Origin of the sequence: Rhodococcus sp. T7 (genome assembly GCF_009872365.1) — a bacterium.
Lineage (GTDB): Bacteria > Actinomycetota > Actinomycetes > Mycobacteriales > Mycobacteriaceae > Rhodococcus_F.
In genome coordinates this window covers 1-18720 of sequence record NZ_WXYH01000043.1, presented here as the reverse complement: position 1 = coordinate 18720, position 18720 = coordinate 1, and the positions used below count along the sequence as shown (strand labels likewise).

General features: G+C 67.4%; 21 protein-coding genes and 5 pseudogenes. 8 read left to right on the top strand and 18 right to left on the bottom strand.

Going from position 1 to position 18720, the window contains the following annotated elements:
* Nucleotides 1-611, bottom strand: a 611-nt coding sequence (locus tag MLGJGCBP_RS06340) for an IS110 family transposase (protein WP_160094465.1), incomplete at its 3' end; no start/stop codon positions are given.
* A 78-nt stretch (nt 612-689) separates the two neighbouring features.
* A pseudogene (locus MLGJGCBP_RS54205) lies at nt 690-1560 on the bottom strand (recombinase family protein).
* Nucleotides 1561-2527: 967 nt separating this feature from the next.
* On the opposite strand from MLGJGCBP_RS54205, the gene MLGJGCBP_RS06330 reads away from it, so the two are divergent.
* On the top strand, nt 2528-2872 hold the full coding sequence (locus MLGJGCBP_RS06330; RefSeq protein ID WP_007297124.1) for a hypothetical protein: 345 nt from the start codon (nt 2528-2530) through the stop codon (nt 2870-2872).
* A 251-nt stretch (nt 2873-3123) separates the two neighbouring features.
* On the opposite strand, the gene MLGJGCBP_RS06325 is transcribed toward MLGJGCBP_RS06330, so the two are convergent.
* The 3 genes from MLGJGCBP_RS06325 to MLGJGCBP_RS06315 all read right to left on the bottom strand — a co-directional run bounded on the left by MLGJGCBP_RS06325 (nt 3124) and on the right by MLGJGCBP_RS06315 (nt 5531).
* A complete protein-coding gene (locus MLGJGCBP_RS06325; RefSeq protein WP_007297123.1) occupies nt 3124-3879 on the bottom strand; it encodes a hypothetical protein in 756 nt (251 codons plus the stop codon).
* Nucleotides 3880-4043: 164 nt separating this feature from the next.
* Nucleotides 4044-4241, bottom strand: a complete 198-nt coding sequence (locus MLGJGCBP_RS06320) for a hypothetical protein (RefSeq protein WP_007297122.1) — start codon at nt 4239-4241, stop codon at nt 4044-4046.
* 885 nt (nt 4242-5126) lie between these two features.
* Nucleotides 5127-5531 carry a DUF5319 domain-containing protein gene (locus MLGJGCBP_RS06315; protein WP_007297121.1) on the bottom strand — a complete coding sequence of 135 codons (405 nt, stop codon included), beginning with the start codon at nt 5529-5531 and terminating at the stop codon, nt 5127-5129.
* Nucleotides 5532-5934: 403 nt separating this feature from the next.
* Between MLGJGCBP_RS06315 and MLGJGCBP_RS06310 the strand changes: the two genes are divergently transcribed.
* Entirely contained in the window at nt 5935-7245 is a 1311-nt protein-coding gene (locus MLGJGCBP_RS06310; RefSeq protein WP_231869112.1) for a hypothetical protein, read from the top strand.
* Nucleotides 7246-7319: 74 nt separating this feature from the next.
* Here the strand turns inward: MLGJGCBP_RS06310 and MLGJGCBP_RS06305 are convergent, their stop codons facing one another.
* Complete coding sequence (locus MLGJGCBP_RS06305; RefSeq protein ID WP_007297119.1) at nt 7320-7664, bottom strand: hypothetical protein; 345 nt, start codon at nt 7662-7664, stop codon at nt 7320-7322.
* A gap of 208 nt (nt 7665-7872) precedes the next feature.
* On the opposite strand from MLGJGCBP_RS06305, the gene MLGJGCBP_RS06300 reads away from it, so the two are divergent.
* Complete coding sequence (locus MLGJGCBP_RS06300; RefSeq protein ID WP_012686916.1) at nt 7873-8178, top strand: hypothetical protein; 306 nt, start codon at nt 7873-7875, stop codon at nt 8176-8178.
* A 279-nt stretch (nt 8179-8457) separates the two neighbouring features.
* Here the strand turns inward: MLGJGCBP_RS06300 and MLGJGCBP_RS06295 are convergent, their stop codons facing one another.
* Both MLGJGCBP_RS06295 and MLGJGCBP_RS51480 read right to left on the bottom strand, forming a co-directional pair.
* Nucleotides 8458-9720, bottom strand: a complete 1263-nt coding sequence (locus tag MLGJGCBP_RS06295) for an ATP-binding protein (RefSeq protein WP_007297117.1) — start codon at nt 9718-9720, stop codon at nt 8458-8460.
* 57 nt (nt 9721-9777) lie between these two features.
* Nucleotides 9778-9861: pseudogene (locus MLGJGCBP_RS51480) on the bottom strand (Hin recombinase); the annotation flags it as partial.
* A gap of 776 nt (nt 9862-10637) precedes the next feature.
* Between MLGJGCBP_RS51480 and MLGJGCBP_RS54200 the strand changes: the two are divergent.
* Nucleotides 10638-10760, top strand: a pseudogene (locus tag MLGJGCBP_RS54200) (hemin transporter); the annotation flags it as partial.
* A 480-nt stretch (nt 10761-11240) separates the two neighbouring features.
* On the opposite strand, the gene MLGJGCBP_RS06280 reads toward MLGJGCBP_RS54200, so the two are convergent.
* Both MLGJGCBP_RS06280 and MLGJGCBP_RS06275 read right to left on the bottom strand, forming a co-directional pair.
* The gene (locus tag MLGJGCBP_RS06280; RefSeq protein WP_012686918.1) at nt 11241-11525 is read right to left on the bottom strand and encodes a hypothetical protein; all 285 of its coding nucleotides are present in this window, start codon (nt 11523-11525) and stop codon (nt 11241-11243) included.
* Nucleotides 11526-11741: 216 nt separating this feature from the next.
* Nucleotides 11742-11949: pseudogene (locus MLGJGCBP_RS06275) on the bottom strand (recombinase family protein); the annotation flags it as partial.
* A gap of 129 nt (nt 11950-12078) precedes the next feature.
* On the opposite strand from MLGJGCBP_RS06275, the gene MLGJGCBP_RS06270 reads away from it, so the two are divergent.
* A complete protein-coding gene (locus MLGJGCBP_RS06270) occupies nt 12079-12285 on the top strand; it encodes a hypothetical protein (RefSeq protein WP_007297114.1) in 207 nt (68 codons plus the stop codon).
* Nucleotides 12286-12539: 254 nt separating this feature from the next.
* Here the strand turns inward: MLGJGCBP_RS06270 and MLGJGCBP_RS06265 are convergent, their stop codons facing one another.
* Together MLGJGCBP_RS06265 and MLGJGCBP_RS06260 are read right to left on the bottom strand one after the other, a co-directional pair.
* Nucleotides 12540-12872 carry a cupin domain-containing protein gene (locus tag MLGJGCBP_RS06265; RefSeq protein WP_007297113.1) on the bottom strand — a complete coding sequence of 111 codons (333 nt, stop codon included), beginning with the start codon at nt 12870-12872 and terminating at the stop codon, nt 12540-12542.
* 353 nt (nt 12873-13225) lie between these two features.
* Nucleotides 13226-13600: a hypothetical protein gene (locus MLGJGCBP_RS06260; protein ID WP_007297112.1), complete on the bottom strand. Its 375-nt coding sequence runs from the start codon at nt 13598-13600 to the stop codon at nt 13226-13228.
* Between the two features lie 331 nt (nt 13601-13931).
* Here MLGJGCBP_RS06260 and MLGJGCBP_RS50355 point away from each other — a divergent pair, with 331 nt between their 5' ends.
* Entirely contained in the window at nt 13932-14369 is a 438-nt protein-coding gene (locus MLGJGCBP_RS50355) for a hypothetical protein (RefSeq protein WP_012686921.1), read from the top strand.
* A gap of 179 nt (nt 14370-14548) precedes the next feature.
* On the opposite strand, the gene MLGJGCBP_RS06255 is transcribed toward MLGJGCBP_RS50355, so the two are convergent.
* Nucleotides 14549-14743, bottom strand: a complete 195-nt coding sequence (locus tag MLGJGCBP_RS06255; protein WP_007297110.1) for a hypothetical protein — start codon at nt 14741-14743, stop codon at nt 14549-14551.
* 61 nt (nt 14744-14804) lie between these two features.
* The gene (locus MLGJGCBP_RS06250; RefSeq protein ID WP_007297109.1) at nt 14805-15092 is read right to left on the bottom strand and encodes a hypothetical protein; all 288 of its coding nucleotides are present in this window, start codon (nt 15090-15092) and stop codon (nt 14805-14807) included.
* Nucleotides 15093-15356: 264 nt separating this feature from the next.
* Between MLGJGCBP_RS06250 and MLGJGCBP_RS06245 the strand changes: the two genes are divergently transcribed.
* Nucleotides 15357-15791, top strand: coding sequence for a MarR family winged helix-turn-helix transcriptional regulator (locus tag MLGJGCBP_RS06245; protein WP_236580947.1), 435 nt, complete (start codon nt 15357-15359; stop codon nt 15789-15791).
* Between the two features lie 198 nt (nt 15792-15989).
* Here MLGJGCBP_RS06245 and MLGJGCBP_RS06240 read toward each other — a convergent pair.
* Both MLGJGCBP_RS06240 and MLGJGCBP_RS06235 read right to left on the bottom strand, forming a co-directional pair.
* Nucleotides 15990-16214: pseudogene (locus MLGJGCBP_RS06240) on the bottom strand (transposase); the annotation flags it as partial.
* Nucleotides 16215-16262: 48 nt separating this feature from the next.
* Nucleotides 16263-16517 (bottom strand): hypothetical protein, encoded by a 255-nt coding sequence (locus MLGJGCBP_RS06235; RefSeq protein WP_007297107.1) that lies wholly within the window; start codon nt 16515-16517, stop codon nt 16263-16265.
* Between the two features lie 98 nt (nt 16518-16615).
* Between MLGJGCBP_RS06235 and MLGJGCBP_RS06230 the strand changes: the two genes are divergently transcribed.
* A complete protein-coding gene (locus tag MLGJGCBP_RS06230; RefSeq protein WP_007297106.1) occupies nt 16616-16855 on the top strand; it encodes a hypothetical protein in 240 nt (79 codons plus the stop codon).
* Between the two features lie 324 nt (nt 16856-17179).
* On the opposite strand, the gene MLGJGCBP_RS06220 is transcribed toward MLGJGCBP_RS06230, so the two are convergent.
* Both MLGJGCBP_RS06220 and MLGJGCBP_RS06215 read right to left on the bottom strand, forming a co-directional pair.
* Entirely contained in the window at nt 17180-17653 is a 474-nt protein-coding gene (locus MLGJGCBP_RS06220) for a hypothetical protein (protein ID WP_007297105.1), read from the bottom strand.
* A gap of 426 nt (nt 17654-18079) precedes the next feature.
* A complete protein-coding gene (locus MLGJGCBP_RS06215) occupies nt 18080-18502 on the bottom strand; it encodes a pyridoxamine 5'-phosphate oxidase family protein (RefSeq protein WP_007297104.1) in 423 nt (140 codons plus the stop codon).
* Nucleotides 18503-18720 lie beyond the last annotated feature (218 nt).

Genomic DNA, 18720 nt, shown 5'->3' with positions numbered 1-18720 from the left:
TCGAAGAATCGTCCCTCGTGCGCGTCGAGGACGTCGATCAGCTCGAGCAGCGAAATCACCCGCTGCGCGTACGCGACGCCGAGCGGCACCTGCGTCAGACGCTCACGCCCCTCGACGCCGAACAGGTCCGATACCCGGATCAACACCCCGGCCTTGGCGAGCACCGAGTGGACCTGGGCCTTGAGCCCGGAGCGCAAGGCCACCAGCTTCGCTCGATAGCGCACCAGCTCGCGCAACTCCCGTGTGGCGGGCGGGGCAATCCACGCCTCGGGCAACCGGTGCATCCGGAGCAGGTCCGCCAGATCTCCGGCGTCGCGTACATCGTTCTTCACCCTCCGATACCGGAAACCCTTGACACCCAGAGGATGTGCGAGATGCACGCACGCGCCGGCGGCCTGCAGGGCATCGACCGCCCAGTACCAGCCATAGGTCGCCTCGAGCACCACCTCCGGGTTCGCGCCGGCCTTCTCGATCTGCAGTCCCAACGCCACCGGATCGTTGACGATCCGCACCGCCGACAATTGTTCGCCCTCCGCCGTCTGGCGGACGATCACCGACCGCTGCCGGTGCAGATCGATCCCGACGACCTGACTTCCGTCATACTCGTTCATAGGGGCCTCCTCCGTCGTGACGAACTGACACCCCCAGCATTCGCCGGGAACCACGAGGAGAGGGAGGCCCCGCCCCTTTCATCGCATCAGGATCGGTTGCGGCAGTTCGTCGCTGGCCTCGGCGCCGGTAACAGGGCCACATCGGCTGCAGCTGACCACCAGGACGTGGCCGTGGGGCTGACAGCGAGCCCAGTGATGTCGCTCGCGGACACGGTGGCGGGCGTCGAGGTGCAGCCAGAGGAAAGCGAGGTCGTCGCGGTGGGGGATGGTGTCGCCGCGGTGGTGGGCAGGTGTCCGCAGGTCGGACAGGCCATAGGGCCGATTTGGGCGCGCAGCTGCTCCGCAGCAACTGTTGATGTGGAACCACACTCGGTACCCGTCACCATGACGGACTCGGACGGCTGCTGAGGTAGGCGGCGGTACAGGATGGAGCGGGTCAGTCCGGTCTTGTCGGTGATCTCGGCGACGGTGGCGCCGTCATTTCGCAGTTGGATGGCGTAGGCGAGTTGGGCGTCGGTGACCACGCTGGGACGGCCGACCCGGCGACCCTTCTCGGTGGCCACCGACCGGGCATGGGCGGCGCGCTCGACCGCATAGGTGCGTTCCATCTGCCTGAACAAGGCGAGCAGCACCAGCGCCAACTGTGCCATCAGATCGTCGGGATTCGTCGAGTCGATCCGGATCGGGTCGGCCAGGTTCCGGAAACTTATGCCGCGCTGGTGCAGGTCGTGGATCAGGTTGAGGGTGTCGGTGCCGGTCCGGCCGAGCCGGTCGAGGTGTGCACCGCGATGACATCGCCCGTGCGGGCGTATCCCAGCAAAGCCTGCAGCCCAGGACGGTCGGTGCTGACCCCGGACTTCTTGTCCACGTAGATATTCGTCTGGTCGATCCAGGCCTTCGTGAGCGCATCGATCTGCCGCCGCGCGAGGTCCTGCTTGCTCGTCGACACCTTCAGGTTTCATGTGCGAGGTTCACGGCCTTGATGGCTGCGTCCTGCAGTTCGACGGTCGCACCCTTCGATGCGCGTCGGTCTTACAGTCGGGTTCCGCCCGGAGGAGAAGAGCGGCGCGGAGTACGGGGGTGACGCGCTCGATGACACTGTCCGGTGGCGGGGGAACACGGTTCTCGCCGTCGCGGATCGCGTAGTCATCGTCCCGCGGGCTCATGGCGTTGATTCTCCTCCGGGCGTCCTGAGCGCGGGTATCACCGACAGGTCAACGGGTAGGTCACAGACTACGAAAAATGGCCTCTGACCGGCAATTTTTATTGTGACGCCGGTAGGATGTGAACCTGTGGTGCGGATTCACCCGGGCCCGCAGATCGGTCCGGAGCCTGCCCGCCCGGCGGTCACGATCCCGCCACCCGCGAGGAGCCCACACACACCAGCGCGCCGATCTCGCGGATCCCGACCCGGCGAGGTGATAACTCGATCCCATTGCCGACACTCCCCACCACCCGTGTGGCAGACATCGCCCGCACGCTGTGCGGAGATGGACCCATTCTGACCGGCGAACTCGTCACCGCCGACCGCGCCGGCACGGCAATCGTCGTGGATACGCGAAGTCGGTTCTGGTACGTCGGCGGGGACGGGTGCGGCACAAATGCGCCGGTCAGGTGTTGTTCTACGATCACCTCCACACGATCCGGAACGAGGCCGGTGAGGGCGGGGAACCCGACGGAGAAAGTCATCACCACCGGCTGCGACGCCCTCCGGCGTACCGCGCAGGGAGGGCCGGAGAAGCGTTCGACGAGTCGCAAAGCCGGCGATCGGATGCCTGATCCGGGTCGTCGACGCGAGGAACCCGACAGCGCCGCCCCTTCGAGCAGTGGCGCCGGCTCATGGTGTGAGCCGAAGCCTCGACTATCCTTGATCCCGCCGGCTTCGACGAGACATGGAAGCAACTGAAGGAACACCGATGCGCATCTACAGCGAGCATCGCGCGTCGGCGATCACGTATGCGATCGATTGCGTGGAAACATTTCTAGCCGACGATCCGACGATGAGTGGCACAGCAGTGCTCGATGAACTCCGTCGGATGCGTGCACTCCTGGACGATAGGGTCGACATCGTTCGCCATTGCGGCACGCCGATCAAGCGAGACTATCCGCAATCCGAGTGGCGGCACACTGACATCAGTGGGTCACGCGGTTGCCGGGCAGCCAGCTTTGATCCAGATGCAGCGCCAGACGAGTCGGCGTGGAACGACTCGCTGAAGAGATCGATGAAGGCGGAGCCTGCGAAGGGCTCGGAGCTCTCCTGACGCAGTCAGGGCGCCGATGTGCCGTCCGGGCCGAAACCCACGTCGTGACACGTTCCTCGTTGCAGCAAGCCTGTCGGCGACCGCCGGTGGGGTTCCGAACTGTGTCGATCGAACAGCTCGAGGGAACCGGCGGCACCGAAGCGGATGCGGTGCCCGCCGTTGGGTGGGGACTGACGCCGGACCGGATGGAGGCGGCGGCCCACACGGATCGCTGGCACCCACAGCTCGGCGTAGCCCGGAGCCCTGGAATCTCACGAGTGCGGGCCGCCGAGGTCGCGGGTCAGATCGAAGGCGAGCACCCGGTCGAGGTGGATAAAGGTTTCGAATTTGGCGCCCGGGGCGATCGCGGCGTCGGACTCGAGGTGGCGCATCAGGTCGAGAACCGCCGGCACGTCGAGGTTTCGGTCGAATGCGCGATACGCGGCTTCGATGATGTCTGCGGGCATCGGGACGGAGATGTGCGTGCTCCAGTCGGCGACGCGCTGCCGCCATCGATGCAACAGCCGCGCGGCGTCGGCGATCGTTTCCATCGTCGGCGGCGCCTGCTGCCGGTAGTGCGTCGAGAGCAGCACACAACGCAGCGTCAACGGATCATGACCGGCGTGGATCAGATCGTCGAGCGGCTCGGACCCGACCGCGCCACCGACTGTCAGAGCAGGCTCTGCAGTTTCGTCCCCGGCGGCGGTCACCATGAGCACGACCGGGGCGCCGACTGCGGCCGCGGCGGCATCGGCGGAATCGAAGACTCCTACCGGTGGGCGGATCATCCACGCGTCGAGATTGCCTGGCGTGACGAGTGAACCAGGGCAGGGGGCGAGGAGGGTAAGTGTGACCTGCGAGCGGTGCACATCCTCGAGCACCCGTCGGGTCAGGTCGGCGACCAGGAGTGTGCGGACCGCACCGACCGTCAAGGAACGGTCCGAGGAGGGCACGCGTACGCACAGGTGCACGACGCTGCCCGGCGTACCGAGTGTGGCGGTGAGTGTGGCGCCCGAGAGGATCAGCATCTTCTCAGTCTCGTCCCGGCCGCCTTCGCCCGCGACAGCCCGCGCTGGACGGGCGCCGGTGCCAGACCGTCCTGAGACCAATGTCGGTGAGCGCGGGACCGGCCGGTGCGAGCGGGACGGCATTGCGGGAGATCGCGGTCGGGGCCCACGGAGAAATTGGATGCTCAATGCGACACAGACACGCCGCGGACATAGATGCTCCAGAGGGTGAGTCGGTCGAAGAGCGGATTGCCCGGCGACGGGGTCGTTTCCGGGGACCCGGCACCGTGCATGATCAGGGCGGCGATGACGGCGCCGATCGTGGACAGATAGATGGGCGGGTCGGCCACGCCCGGCGCGGTGTGATCGAGGTGGAAGGACACAGCCGTTTGTGCCCGGTGGGTTCTCCCGGTAGGCGGCTACGAGTTCTCCCCGGGTGACGGCCAAATCGGGCCAGTGGCCAGAGCCGGACGCCGCCGATGGGTGGACTGGCGGTACGAGATCGGCGTGACGGCTGTCGTGGGCCCATGCCTGGACGCCGAGGTGCCGCAGTGCGGGGTGGCGACCAGGGCTCGGTCCAGCAGGGAGCCGAACAGCCACGCCGACCACGACCACTCCCCTCCCGCCCGGTACGGACGATCGGGGCGGGAGGGGAATGCACCGGCAGCACCGGTGCCGCGGGCCCAGGAGGGTTGCGGCGGACGTGTGTGGATCGGGGACGCCCGAAATTGTGAATCGGCGCCCACGGCCCTCGAAGGGGGCGCACCCCGCCGCAGCGAGATCACACCCGAATCCCGGTGATCGAGGTGAACTCTCGACGGGAGGGATGCGCATGACGCTGAGGAGCTCCTGGGAACGTTGGTGTTCGCGTCGACCTTCATGATCGGGGGAGCGGGTCGTCGCTGCTGCGGCGCCGGTGCGGTATTGGGCGTGGCCGGTGACGGCATCGGTGTGCGTTGCCGGCGGGGTGTGGTGGTCTTTTCCCGCGTCCTCCGCATTCGTGCGGCGGGGGCCAATCCGTCGGTGCCGAGGTCCGGTGACCATCGGTGGATCGGTGATCTGGTGCGGCACTCTGGAGGTCGACGAAAACCATTCCCGTGCTGGGGTATTGGTTGCCGAGCGAGGCGGATCGGGTGGACTGAGGTGCCGATTCTGCCGCGCCGGGCGTGCGGAGGTCGGTGCACCGGCCGTCGGGTCGGTTTCGTGTGCGCTGCAAGAACTCCCGCCGCGGATGCGACTTGTCCGGCCGCCGCGGCAGGGCTGGGTCCTCAGGCGTCGAAGCGGGGGCCGTGCACCGCGTCGTTCACCTGGGCATCCGCGTACCCGCAGCAGTAGTCCCAGGTGGCGTACGCCTCGGGGGTGGGGGCGTAGGCGGGCTCGTGCGGGCGGGCGGGGCCGCCGACCAGAAGCTGGAGGAGGTCGGCGCGGAGCATGTCCCAATCCCTGTAGTGATCGTGCCGGCAGTCCTCGCAGTGTTCGACGAGACCGCGGATCCCGCGAGGTGCCAGCAGCGCCTCGAACACGGCGAGGTCGGCCAGGTCCGCCTCCACGGCGAGCCGCTCCTGGGGATCGAGTGGCCGGTCCGGTTCGAGGGCGTCGAGGGCGGCGGCGGGGTCGGTGGGGTCGCCGGCGAACGGGTCCAGGGGCAGGCCGGGAGGCAGTTGATCGCGCACAGCGCCACGGTACGGGTCGAGTTGCGACGGCGGGGCATCGGCGGGGCACGCATGCCTGGTGTGCGTCTGTCGGTTCGTCTTCTCATCCGATCGTTTTCGAGATATGCGGGCCGGGTCGGGGACGTTTCGGCTCATGTGGTTGACGTCTGGCAGGGCTACGTCTTCTCGGTCTCGATCCGGTACTTCCTCATGCTGACATCGACCTTCCTTCCCTGTTCGGCGAGATCAAACCTGGTACGGAAGCCTCCGGAGAGTTGGGAAGCGTTCCGGACGCGGCGTCGTGTGGTCCCACACCGGTTCCCCACACGTCGCGGTGGGCTGCGCGTCGTCGACATCGGTCGATCGGTCAATCCGGGTAGTAACCACGGCCGTGATGCGCACGTTGCGAACAGGACCGGGGTTCATGTCTGAGCTGCCCGGAGAGAAGCCGGGTGTGGCGACGCGGTGGCCGGCTGCCTCGCCGCCGATGACGGTCACCGAGTTGGTGGCCCGCAGGGGGGACCTGAAAGGTGAGCTGCTGGACTTCGCCCAGCATGCCCGTTTCGGCAGGCAGTTGACCACCCTGATGCGGGCCGCGGCCGATCTCGGTCCGCTGGACGAGGGCATCCTCGTCCGCACCCTCGATCATTTCGTCCTGGAGAACCGGCTCCGCGACGGCGGCACGGTGGTGGAACGGTTCGTCGCGCAACAGCGGCCGCGCCTGACCGAGGACGAGTCCCAGATGCTGCTGGGTTGGCGCGATGTCGTCGAGGGTTACTTCGAGGTCCACCCGGCAGGCGACGGTATCGGCACCACCGTCTTTCACAACCTCGTCGACGACCTGCGTTATCGGGTGCACTCCAATATCGGCCCCGACGTGTTCGCCACGGTGCGGCCCAAGATGTTCGTGTACGGCCGGATCGTGCCCGTTCATCCCGCCACCGGCCACTGGTTGATCAGCGGTCACCGGGGGTTCCTTTCCGGCCTCCGTCGGCCCGACCCTGGCCCGGGCCGCATGGAGGTGGTGGCCGCCGACCCGGGGTTGCTGCGCCGCAATCGCGATCTGTACGAGCGGGCCTGGCAGTTGCAGGCCGACGACCGTGCCGCATTCGTCGACCTGTTCGGGTCCGATCTGGTGATTCTGCCGCCCACCACGGCCCCGGCACGGCTGATCGAACACTACCGGCGCCGCCTGGCTCAGGTCGGTGCCTCCGTCGAGGCCGACGGTACGCCCACCCACCCGGCGGCGCCGGGCGCCCTCACCGCCGAGGAGATGGGCCGACTGCCCGAGGATTACCTCGACGCGGACACCGTCGGGTTGATCTACGACGAGACCGAGGGCCTGAACTATTACCGCGACTTCGGCCGTCTGGATGCGATGTTCGCCGATCCCGCGTTGGCCGGCGACCACACCCACATCACCGTTCTCCGCGGATATCTCGACGACGACACGGTCTCGGCCCTGCCGCTGCGCCGACTGGCCGGGCGCCACCCGGCGGCGTCGACGGTCCTCCGGGTCCTGCTGCGCAGGCCCGGCTTCTCCCGGCAGCGCGACGGCGAAGACCTGCTGCGCACCCGTAAGGGGGCGTTCTTCGGGCAGCCGGCGGCCCCGAGATTTACCGTCACCGGTGACCGCCTCGCCGAACTCCTGTACACCCCGAGTAGTGAGGAGGGCACTGTCGCGTCTGGCGATCCCGGGTCGATGGGTCGGTCGGTGATCGGTGTGACTGACTGACGTTGTGGTGGTGAGATGTTCGTGGCGGACAGGCGCCCGTCGAAGATGCTCTGGACGGCGTTCAACGCGTTCGATCAGGGTGGGGTGTGTGGGTTCGGTGGGTCGCCGGGGATTTGGGTGAGGGTCCAGTCGCGGCGTTCGGTGAGGGCGCGGTGTAGGTGTTGTGTCCAGCGGCGGCGTTCGTCGCTCCCGCGATCGTGGCTGATCGTGATTCGCCTGGTCCACCTTTCGGGTATCCCGCGGTCGTTGATCGCCAGCCCGATGACGACCCGAAGATCGGGATCGGGGGCTCCGGTGACCACGATGCGGCCGGGTTCGCCGCCCATCTCCATCCGGGCGCCGAGCACCGCGGCGACCGCTTCGGCCACCTCGAGCACGGACTGCGCCCCGACCACGTCGATGTGGTCGACTTCGGTCATCTCGGTCCTCCATTTCCGTACCGGAGGGGCCGTACATCGCCGGTACCGTCGACCGAATCACATCACGCACCTCGGTCGGCGGTCGAGTGGCACCGGCGGCCCGTGCATCGGACCGATCAGACGACGTCGCCGCGGCGAGCGGCGCGCCGTTCCCGGTGGGCGTGGTCTTCGGGGCGTGGGTGCCTCGATATCGGTACCGTCGGTGCCCGTGGGCACCAAGGGGCAGCGGCGAGCCGATCGGGCGCTGGTCGCCGCATATCACGAGGCCCGGCTGGGTGAGCTGATCGAGTGTGTCGCTGCCGAGGTGGACCGCTTCCGGGCCGGTGAGGTGGACGCGTACGCCGTCGATGAGGCCCTGCACCACTATCATCTCGCGGCGAAACAACTGTGGACGTTCTGCTGGTCCGGATCCGGCGCCCAGGTCGAGTTCACCGCGCGTGCGGTGGAACGGCTAGCGGCAGACGGCGAGGCGATCGACTGGTGGGAACGCGCCACACCTCGCCGCCGGGAGTAATACACGTCCGCTGCCGCGAGCGTCGGTGCGAGCCGGGGACGGTGAAGGCCTGCCACCGTATTGTGGTCAGCGCCGCTCGCTCCCATTTTCGGGCGGCCTCGACCCGTCGGCCGGTACACAGTGCGACCCGCGATTGGCCAGCAGGGCAAGGGGCCAGCACTGGTACGCCAGTTCACAGGTATTCACCGGCGGTGAGGGTGACGGCGATGATCGCTGCGGCGGCCCTCACTGTGACCGAAACACACCGCCCGTGGTTACTAAACACTCGCAGTCTCAAACTCAGGTGCGGGCGTGACCGACGATGTCCTCCGTGAACGCCTGCATCATCTCGGCGGTGAGGGTGGGACGCACCGTGCCGATCACGTCCAGGTAGTCCTGGGTGCCGGCGTGGCAGCGTCCACCCGAATCGACGCTGCACTCGAAGGTCGCCTGTGCAACGGTCCGTGCCGCGTGCGCGACATCGGCGGGCGTGTAGCCCTCGGTCGCCGCAACGAGGGCAGACACGTCGACCTGCTCGTTGCCGAGGTACCGCTCCCACAGGGCGTGCCGGGCCTCCGAGTCGGGCGCCCCGATCGGCAGCACATAGTCGAAACGTCCGTGTCGAAGGAATGCATCATCCAGTGCTCGAACGGAATTGGTCGCGCACACCAGTAACCGTCCGCTGCGTTCGCGGAAGTTGACGATCGACTTCAGCAGTTCGTTCACCACCCCGACGGACTGCGAACCGGGCCGGCGGCGGGCCGCCACCTCCTCCACCTCGTCGATGAAGACGACGACGTGCTCGAGTTCACCCATCGACGCGAACGCCTCCCCGAGACCGGCGGCGAGCCCGTTCTCGCCGGCCGCGAGCCGCGATGGGAACAGTTCGACGAACGGCCAGCCGAGCCGGCTGGCGATGGCACGCGCGAACGTCGTCTTCCCGGTTCCCGGCGGTCCGAACAGCACCACCGCGCGCGGTGCCGCCACCCCGTGGTCGGCGGCCAGCGCCGGCCTCGACAGCGGGAGCACGATCTTGCGTTCGATCAGCGACTTCTCCCGGGTCATTCCGGCGACCTGTTTCCACAGTCCGGCGGGCGGCACCGCACCGCCGAGAGTCGCCAGGACCCCGGCCGTGCGGGGCGACACCGTCCCGAGCTTCTCGTAGTACGTGACTCCGCTGCGGGTAGTGAATCCGGAATTGCTCAGCGCGGTGGCACCTGTCTCACCTTCGGGGAGGAGCGCGCTCACTCGTCGCACTCCTTTGGCGAGGAGCTGGTGCTCGAGCTGAGACAACAGGGCGCTGCCGAGCCCTTGACCCCGCCATTCGGGATCGAGGGAGAGGCGCATGACCCAGGCGCGGTCCTCGTCGACGCGAGCAACTGCCGTCCCGATGATGTGCCCGTCCCGCACCGCGACGACGGCGGGGTGACGGTTCAGCAGACTCCCGACCACATCCGAGAGCGCGAACAGGGGCAGTTGGTCCGTGGTGGTGGAACTGCTGTCCATGCGCACGACGGCCTCGAGGTCCTCGGGTTCGAAGTCTCGGATGGTCCAGGCGTCCATGCGCCCTCCCTGAAGTGGATGGCGAAATCCTCAGCGTACGTCTGCGGTGCGTACTTGTTAACCGCCCGCGATCTGGGCGACGGTGTGTTCCCCGGAGTCGTGCCGGCGTTGAGCGAGTTCGATCCGGTCCGCGCTGAGCTTCGAGGGCCGTCCACCCTCACGTCAGCGGGCACGGGCGGCCAGCCGCGCTCCGTCTTTCGGTCGCGGAATTGGACCGCGGTGACGGCCAGGGTGACCACGGAAGGGCGGCGGAGAAGTAGATCATCGTGTCGCCCAGCTGGGTTTGGGTGCCTGGTAGCCGACGATCGCCGTGCTTCTCGCCATTCCCAGGTATCGGTCGTCAGCGGGGTCCAGACGGTGGTCACGGCGGCGAGAACGAAGAGTGGGCGGTGGGCCCCGCCCGCTGCCGTAGCGTCCGATTGGTGGTGTGGGGGTCGGTGAAGCGTGTGCGTCGCGGCGGGAGGGTGATCGTGGTCAGGGCGTGCTGGTGTCGGCGATGGTCGTGGTCGCGGTGACCACTGCCGGGTTCTCACGGCGGGGTGCTGGTTGCTCGTGCTCACTCTCGTCGACCGGAGTCGCCGCAGGTAGCTCCGCTGGTCAGCGGTGTTTCGGCTGCTCCGAGCGATCAGGGGTTGGAGGTCGAGGATCGTGTCACCGATGCGAGTGCGGACGCCAGGTGGCCATGGATCGAACCGGTCGACGCGTCGCGTGGGCACCGAAATATTGGCGGAGAGGTGCGGCGCACGGGATCCGGGGGAACGCGGCGCGCTGCCCGGTGGGTGGAGGGCGTGTCGGCGATGACGTCGGCTTCGTTCCCCTGTGGGTGGCGAGTGGATCCAGATCCGGACTGTGTGATGTGCGGCGGGGCGGCGTTCCAGCACCACATGTACGCCAGTTTCGGGGTCTGCTGATTCGAGACAGGCGTATACGAGTGCGCGCCACCCTTGTTCATGCTCGGCATGCGCGAAGCCTTGCTCGACAAGGACGTCGCGGCCGACAACATCCACTACGAAGTCTTCGGCCCGGACAGCTGGGCGGCCGCTCCAGAGGTGGCGAAGATCATCGCCGCCGTGCGGCGTAAGCCTTCGACATCGGCCCCGCCGTTCGTGCGGCCCTGGGCGGAACAGCACGAGATCGGCTGTCCCGACGACGACAAGGAGGTTAGGGCAGCGGGACGTCGGCGCGCTTACCCTGATCGGTCTGCTCGTCTTTCGCGTGCTGAACAGAATCGGGAGGGTCAGGTCAGGACCGCGACGATGACCGTGTTCGCGGCGCCGGTGGTGCAGGACGGGCTCGGACACTGCTCATTCCGACTGAGTTGACCCAACTGGCCGATATCGCGATCGAGCATCCACCCGAAACCCGGACGCGGTCAGTGTTTTTCGCGGTCGTTCTGGCTTCGTCACTGCCGTTGGGCGAGGAGGCGTTGCTGGTGTCAGTCCGAACGGTCCCACAGGCACTTATTGGCCGCCTTCTTCTGCCAGCCTCCACTGACGTCGGGCTGCGGAAGGATGATCCCGTCATTCGTTTCCGGGTTCCTTCTTCTGGCGGTCGGGCACGAACCGTGATCTTATGGCCATGAGAAAACCTATCGTCTTCACGAAGACGGAGGCGAAGATCTTCCACCAGAGGGGTTGACCGGACAGGACGGCTCCGGCTATCCAGCAGAGGGTGCCGGCCACGGCTAGAGATGTCGACCACGTGTGTAGGCCATGGTGAGCGGTCTGCCTCGATCCGCGGACCAGGTCGCTCAGTCCGACGATGCCGATGAGGCTGATTCCGACGAAGTACAGCGCGACGCTCAAGGCGGACCTCCGATCGTTCGACACTGCCGATGCTCGGGCTCGACGGGTCAGTGTGCGCCGACCCGCCTCGACGGCGTCCCGCTCACGCTTCGTTTCCCGGTGGTGCAGGATGTGGTGTCGGAAGGGATGGGAGTCGGGGGTCAGTCGCCGAGTTCACCGATATCTCCCATAACATCCCGCAGTTGTATCCGCCGGCCGGGGTGGCAGATGCCGCTACAGGGTCGAGCGGGTCAGCCCGGTCTTGTCGGTGATCTCGGCGATGGTGGCGCGCGCGCTCGCGCAGCTCGGTGGCGTAGGCGAACTGGGCGTCGGTGACCACGCTGGGCCGGCCGACCCGGCGGCCCTTCTCGGTGGCCACCATGCGGGCGTGGGCGGCGCGCTCGACGGCGTAGGTGCGTTCCATCTGCCCGAACAGTGCCAGCAGCGCTTGGCGTCATAATTCGGTGATGTTGTGCTGTCGATCGGTTGAGGCCGCCGACCTTCGCTGGGACACCCTCGGTTGGTGGATCCTCTGCTGGGATCCGATCCCAGATCCCGAGACGACACTGCGGGATTGGGCGATCCCCAGCTGCACTGGCGTCCCGAATCGAACACCGTCACCGCACCGGCTACCCAGGGCATCGCCGACCTCGTGCGGACCGCCCGCCGGGCCGTCCGCACGTACGCGCGGATCGGTTCCTCCGCCTCCCACAGGACGGACGGGTTGACCACCGGGCGGCCGGACAGCCGTGCGCCGAGCTACGACACTGGAAAGAGATGACCCGGTACCGGCGGCACCCCCGTGTTCACGACGTCAGGCGCCGCGGCGCTCAAACCTAGCGCGACCGATCTCCTCCTTGTACGGGCCACTGATGGACAGCGGGCGGGAGAAATCGGGCGGGAGAAATGCAGTGACGGCGCTCGGGGGGCTCTGCGCCGTCGCCGCGAACGGGCCTGTCGTTGATAGCGGCGCACCATGGGGCATCGGAAGTGCTAGCCGGAGACGGCTCGTAGCCCAGTGTGCGGGTGCGCGGGTCACGCCAGCTTCGCGACCGTCAGCAGGACCGCCGAGTCCACCAACGCTTCGAGGCTGTGCCGGGCGTCGGGCACGATGAGCAGGTCACCCGCACGCCCCTCCCACGACAGCTCGCCGGCCCTGAGCCGGACCCGGCCGGACAAGACCTGCACCGTCGCCTCACCCGGATTCGCATGCTCCCCGAGAACGGCACCCTCGATCATGCCGATCACCGTCTGCCGCAAGACCTTCTCATGCCCGCCGTAGACGGTGTCGGCGGTGTGACCACCACCGGCTGTGGCCGCCTGTTTCACCTGCTGACGAGCCAAGGCTTCGAGAGAAACCCGCTGCATGCCGCTAGTCTATCCACCCGCACCGGGTTCAGGGCGCGTCGACAGTCGGCTTCGCCGCGGAGTCACGGCCCGGCCGCCCACGCACTTACATTCTTCAACTGGAACGTAGGCACGTGTCCACGGCAGCCAAAGGACGGACCGGAAGTGAAGATTCCTCGAAGCACCCACGCGGAGCAAGGCCCCACCAACCGGGCTCGGCGGTGGGCTTGCGTCAGCGGGGAGCTTTCTGCTGACGCCGAGGCCGGCGATGGCGCTCGACAAGCTTGGCGCCCGTGTCCGTCAGATGACCGCCGACAAGAACTGACCTCGCCGCTCGTCGGCGAGGCGACCGGCTATCTGCGGTCGATGCCGCTCTAATTTCTCGTTGTGCTCACGCCACGCCGGGAAAGAGGACGCTCGCCTCGGCCGCGAATGGGTGCGGCGGGGCCGCAACTGCGCAGTTGCCACCGGGTGATCGTGCCGTCCGGCCCGCAGGTGTGGCCGGTGGCCAGCGCCAGGTCGATCCGGGACCGGACCGCGTTCTGTCTGGCCGGATCGACGGCGAACACGATCCGAATCCGGACCTCGTCGCCGAGTCGGTCGGCGTGGGTGTGATGCGGTGCGAGGGAGCGAGGCGGCTGGCGTCCCCAGTGCGTGCACAACGCGGAGGTGACCGCGGCGCCGGGCGCGCCGGTATCGGCATCCGGTGTCATGACCAGGACGGCTTGGTGAGCGAACACGCTCCGCATATCTCGTAGTGTGCTCCCCGGCCGGAAGCCCTGTCATCCACAAGTGGCGCACAACCTGTCCGACACGTCCACCGTCCTCGGAGCGGGGCCCGTCATCGGGGAACCCCGGCGCCAGGACAGGGTGGCGGGACCGTCCACCGATGTCAGGTGTGGTCGGGGCAGAGCAATGCCGGACCGGTGTGCCATCGGGTCGATGCGAGCCACCGTTGCACCGAGTCGGGTAGCCCACCGGTCTCGGTGGCTTCCGCGAGGACACCGGTCAGGATGGGACCGTCGCTCGCACCGAGCAGGCGATGTCGAACGCAGGGTGGGCGGGTTCGCAATGGCGGCAATGACTTCGGCTGAGCACGCCAGGATGGTCCGGGTCCGGGTGCAGCCAGGTGACGGCGAGGTCGGCGCGTTGGTGGGCGGCCTCGGCGCGGGTGGCCGGTTCGTGCCGCAGGTCGGGCAGGCGCGTGACGTCCTCGCCGTCGCGGTAGGGGAGACCACCTCGTCGGCCGAGTGTGCATCGGAACCGCCGGTGGTCCGTGTATTCAGGTGCCCGTACACGGTGGTGCGGGGCACGTTCAGCATGGCCGCGATCTGGGCGACCGTGTGCTTGTCTCTCTTCCCCGCGGATGCGGTTCCTGAGTGTGAATCTCAGCGATCTCGACGCGTGCCTGGATTGGTTCGCCGAGGTGACCATGACGTGGGCATCGACGACACCGACGACGTGGTCGCCGTCTCACTGGACTTCGCGCTGATCCACCTCGGTACCGAGACCCGATAGCCCACCCATCGCGTCGATGCGGTGGCTTCGGTGGCTGCGCGGCCGGTGGTGGGATCGGTGTGACGTTACCAACGGTATAGAGATTCCGAACCCGCCCAGTCCGATCCGGCGCCGACGGCGGATCGCCGAACTGTCCTCCGGGTTCGTCGATACGTGTTCCTGATCGGGTGCGCGAGGTGTCAGGCCGCCAGGTCGTGGCCGGGGGCATTCAGGTCGGTCCAGGTGCACAGTGTGGTGAGGTGTCCTGCGGCATCGATCGCCATCGCGCGGTGCCGGCCGGGATGCCATTTGTCGGCGGTGCACAGCACCGTGGTGCCGTGCCACTGCCGGCGGTCACCGCAGAGTCGGCGTTCGTGAATTTCATTCTCGTACATCGCTTTCTCCTCACCTGGTCGGGGAGGGATGAAACGATAGGGCAGGTCACGTCCCGACTGGTTACCGGGATGTTGCGGTGGTCGCGGCGAGCTTGCGTTCGGCGTGGGCGTCGTTGCTGTCGCTGCCGGTCGCGTCGGCCTGGGTTCGCTGGTTCGACTCGATTATCAGCTGGTCGGTGGTCATGACGCCGGAGTACGGGGCCTTCACCATCCGGCCGTCGCGGTCTCCGGGAGGGAGCGTGGGGTAGGTGCCCGAGGCGTCGATCGCCCCGAAGACCTTGTAGCCCTCGGTTGCCGCCAGGGCAACGGTGTTGGCGCGGACCTGCGTGAACGGTTGGTCGTTGACCACCTGGAACAGGCCGCTCCGGTGGTCGATGAGCGGCTACACCGCCTCGTCGGGGTCGATGAGACCCAGGTTCTTCGTCATGTCCGGCTCCTTCGGTAGGAGGCCTTCACGCAATAATTCAAGTTTCTATTACCTTCAACGTTGGCCGCGTCTGGTTTATTCCCAGGAGATTTGGTTCCCCAATACGCCCCCCATCTCGGCGAGCAGTACAGTTCTTAACTAGGGGTAGGTGAGCGGCAAAAGGGGCGTGGGACGGTGCGGAGCAGGTTGACCGAACAACAGCGTCAGGCCTGGCGGGTGTACATCGAGGGCAGCCTGCGGCTGGAGACCCGGCTGGATGAGGCGCTGCGCGCGGCGACCGGGCTGAGCATGATCGATTACCACGTCTTGCTGTTGCTGTCCGAGGCCCCGGACCAGCGGTTACGGATGAGTGAGCTCGCCGCCCGAATGGTGTTCTCCCGTAGCCGCATCACCTACCAGATCGGGTCGATGCGCAAACGGGGCCTTGTTGCGCGGGAACCGGCACCCGACGACGGCCGGGGGAGCCGGGCGGTGTTGACCGCGTCAGGCCTGCGGGCGTTACATCAGGCCGTCCCTCCTCACGCGCAGAGCGCCCGTGAGCTCTTCCTCGACGATCTCGATCCGGCGGAACTCGACTGCCTCGAGCGGGTCTTTACCCGGTTGACCGAACGGCTCCATTAGCGGAGCGCCGCGCTCGCGCCGCCCAGGCCGGCGCGGAAGGGCTCCGTTCCGCACGTACCGTGTGTCCGGCGGATTGTCGGCAAGTCGCCGTGCGCGAGCTGAGAGGCCACGGTACCGACCGTCGCCGCGGAGGGCGTCGGGGTCAAGTCCCAGGACGTGGTGTACGAAGCAGCCGTGTGATTCCTCGTCGGTGGGTGGTCATGCGGTCAGCGCGGGTGTCACCTCCTCGGCCGATTCCGCAGTGTCGCCCGCGGTGCTGGCGCCGCGAGAGCGAGCCAGGACGTCGAGCCCGAGATAACGGCGGGCTTCGATCCATTCATGCTGCTCGGCGAGAACCGCGCCGACGAGCCGGATCAGCGCGGTGCGGTCGGGGAAGATTCCGACGACATCGGTCCTCCGGCGGATCTCCTTATTCAGTCGCTCCTTTATCCGGCCCTCGGGGCCGGATCAACCCCTGGCGGTCGATTTGAGTCAGCGGTCGAGGCGGTGCAGGTGGTCGGTGAGGGTGCCGGCGACGCGGTGGTGACGGGCGGCTTCGTCGAGCCAACCACGGTCGCGGGCGTCGGCCTCGAGGGCCTGGATGTCGGTGCGGTGCGCCTCGAGCGCACCGCGGAATTCCGGTCCGGTGACGAAGTTGTCGCAGGTTTCGCAGATGTTGGCGTAGGGGCAGGCGCCGGACGCTTCGTGGCGGGAGCAGTAGCCGTGGGCAACACGGGTTTTGAGCATCTCGCTGCCGAGCCAGCTGACGGTGTCGGGTCTCCGAGAAGGTCGAGGCACTCTACGACGCACCCCGCGAACTGCCCGCCGATGACGAGGGGACCGAGATGCGGAAGCTACGCTCCGAGATGCACCGCCGGATGCTCGGCAACGGCTACTGCGCCCGACCCGTGGGACTCGACTGCCACTTCGAATCCATCTGCGAATCCTGCACGTTCTTCCAGACCACCATCGAGTTCCGCCCCACCCTGCAATCGCAGCGCGACGACGCCGCCGAAAAGGGCCAACTCGGTCGGCAGAAGATCTTCGACGGACTGCTCACCCGACTCGACCAGTCCGCCTCCTGACATGATCACCTTGACAAGATCACCCACATAATGCCCGAGCAGCGCCATCAACGCTTGCAGACTCATCCCGGCGTTGGCGAGCTCGGTGGCCCAGGTATGCCTTGTGTCCGCAGTGGCCGTGTGCGGTCGGGTTCGTGTTGCGTTTGAAGTGGATGGTTCCCGGCGCGGGGTTCGCGACGCTGGTGGCCGGCTGTATAGCGATAAGATCGGCTCTCGCGGCCACCCCGATCGTCGGCGCTCGGCTGGGCGGTGACGGCCGCCCCGCCCTCACGTGAGCACTTCCGCGGCGCGCAGCCCACAACGAGGGCCCGGGCCGTCCGGTGATCAGCCCACCGACCTGCTGGTCAGCACCCACGATCGCGGTCGGGTCCCTGGCTGAGGCCAAAGCCGGCCGGGCCGGGCCACGACGAGGCGAGAGACGTTCGTGCACAGCGGACAAGAGGTCTGCGTCGCAAAAGCCTGCGTCCACTCCTGCTGGTGGGGCAGCGCACCCGCGGCGGGGGTTCTGGGTGGTGACACCGACCGGGCAGGTGTTGGTATGACATCCCAGGGGCAAGCTCCGGCTTGTGCAAGAAAACGACGGTGCCGCCGGTCGCCTCCGAGGGCGGTCGCGACGGCGACGGCCTCCACCAGGCCCCGGTCGATGTTCGCCCGCACCTTCTCGAACGAGACCAGGGTGCCGACCGTCTCGTGGATCCGGGTGGTGTCGAACAGGCTCGCCAACCGTACCCGCAGGCCCGCGATCTGCCCGAGGTAGCGGAGCCCGCTGTCGGCGACGCCGCCGGCCACCGAGAACACTCGCGCAGGGCCACCGAATCACGCAGCGGCACCACGGTTTCCGCGGCCTCGGTGAGACCCGGTGGGCATTGCCGGCCAACCCGACCACGTTCAGGGCGCCCGACCAGGATGGTCGGCGGCCGGCCCAGCCGGGGGAGCAGTGAGGTGATGGCACCGGCCTCGCCGCGGGCGCCGCCGCCCGCGGCTACGAGTCCCACTCGGTCGCCCACCAGCGACCGTAACGAATCGTCCCGGCAAGGCAAGACCTTTGGCGACTCTCGGCCGCCTCGTTTCCGCCTCGGGTCCCGCGGACCCTGTATTTCGGCCACACGGTCGTGTACCTCTCGGACCTGATGGCCATGTGCCTGATGGGCTTGCTGTTTCGGTCCTCGGTTTTCGGCCCTCGGGGGTCCGGTATCCCGACGACCGGTGCCATTCGACCGTCCTTCATCGGGTGTCACCGTCGCGGCGTATCAGCGTGACGTGGCGACCTGAGACGTATTCCATGTCGATGATGAGGTGCCGGTCGCCGGGATGGATCGACCACGGGACCGCGTTCCGGTGGTGAAATCTGGCCACGGCGTCCGCGGATGCCACGTAGGTGGCGTGGCCCATGGCAGTGACACTCCATCCGATTCGGGTGATCAGATCGATGTCCCCCGCTTCGAATGCGAGAAGCTCCCCGTCGAACCGTGCGAACGACTCGTCGTCGGTGGGGATGACGACTTCGCCCCCGACGGTGGCGAAGGTCACCGGACGCAGCGCCGGCACCGCGTTCTCGGTGAAGACCATTCGACCGACCGGAACCGACCGCAGCAAGCGAATGCACTCGGCGGTGGAGAGCACCGAATCCGGCGCTGTTGTGGTCATGTGGTCTCCTCCCTCGACGTGCCCGACCACTTCAACGATCACCTCACCGCGGGTGGTGAAACAGAGGACAAGGTCACCCGCTTGGCCAGTCCCGAACTCACGGGGAACCATCTTTACGGACACCGTTGTTGAACCGGGGTAGTGAGGTTGCCCCTCGGGAGTGGACACCGGATTTCATGCGGCGACTGACAGCGTAGACGACGCGATGAGTCGTTGTT

What these genes read in the sequence shown, in the direction of transcription:
- MLGJGCBP_RS06330 (WP_007297124.1), top strand. Translation starts at nt 2,528, where the DNA reads ATGCGCATCTACAGCGAGCATCGCGCGTCGGCGATCACGTATGCGATC.
- MLGJGCBP_RS06325 (WP_007297123.1), bottom strand. Translation starts at nt 3,879, where the DNA reads ATGCTGATCCTCTCGGGCGCCACACTCACCGCCACACTCGGTACGCCG.
- MLGJGCBP_RS06310 (WP_231869112.1), top strand. Translation starts at nt 5,935, where the DNA reads ATGTCTGAGCTGCCCGGAGAGAAGCCGGGTGTGGCGACGCGGTGGCCG.
- MLGJGCBP_RS06305 (WP_007297119.1), bottom strand. Translation starts at nt 7,664, where the DNA reads ATGACCGAAGTCGACCACATCGACGTGGTCGGGGCGCAGTCCGTGCTC.
- MLGJGCBP_RS06295 (WP_007297117.1), bottom strand. Translation starts at nt 9,720, where the DNA reads ATGGACGCCTGGACCATCCGAGACTTCGAACCCGAGGACCTCGAGGCC.
- MLGJGCBP_RS06265 (WP_007297113.1), bottom strand. Translation starts at nt 12,872, where the DNA reads ATGCAGCGGGTTTCTCTCGAAGCCTTGGCTCGTCAGCAGGTGAAACAG.
- MLGJGCBP_RS06260 (WP_007297112.1), bottom strand. Translation starts at nt 13,600, where the DNA reads ATGCGGAGCGTGTTCGCTCACCAAGCCGTCCTGGTCATGACACCGGAT.
- MLGJGCBP_RS50355 (WP_012686921.1), top strand. Translation starts at nt 13,932, where the DNA reads ATGACTTCGGCTGAGCACGCCAGGATGGTCCGGGTCCGGGTGCAGCCA.
- MLGJGCBP_RS06255 (WP_007297110.1), bottom strand. Translation starts at nt 14,743, where the DNA reads ATGTACGAGAATGAAATTCACGAACGCCGACTCTGCGGTGACCGCCGG.
- MLGJGCBP_RS06235 (WP_007297107.1), bottom strand. Translation starts at nt 16,517, where the DNA reads ATGCTCAAAACCCGTGTTGCCCACGGCTACTGCTCCCGCCACGAAGCG.
- MLGJGCBP_RS06230 (WP_007297106.1), top strand. Translation starts at nt 16,616, where the DNA reads ATGCGGAAGCTACGCTCCGAGATGCACCGCCGGATGCTCGGCAACGGC.
- MLGJGCBP_RS06215 (WP_007297104.1), bottom strand. Translation starts at nt 18,502, where the DNA reads ATGACCACAACAGCGCCGGATTCGGTGCTCTCCACCGCCGAGTGCATT.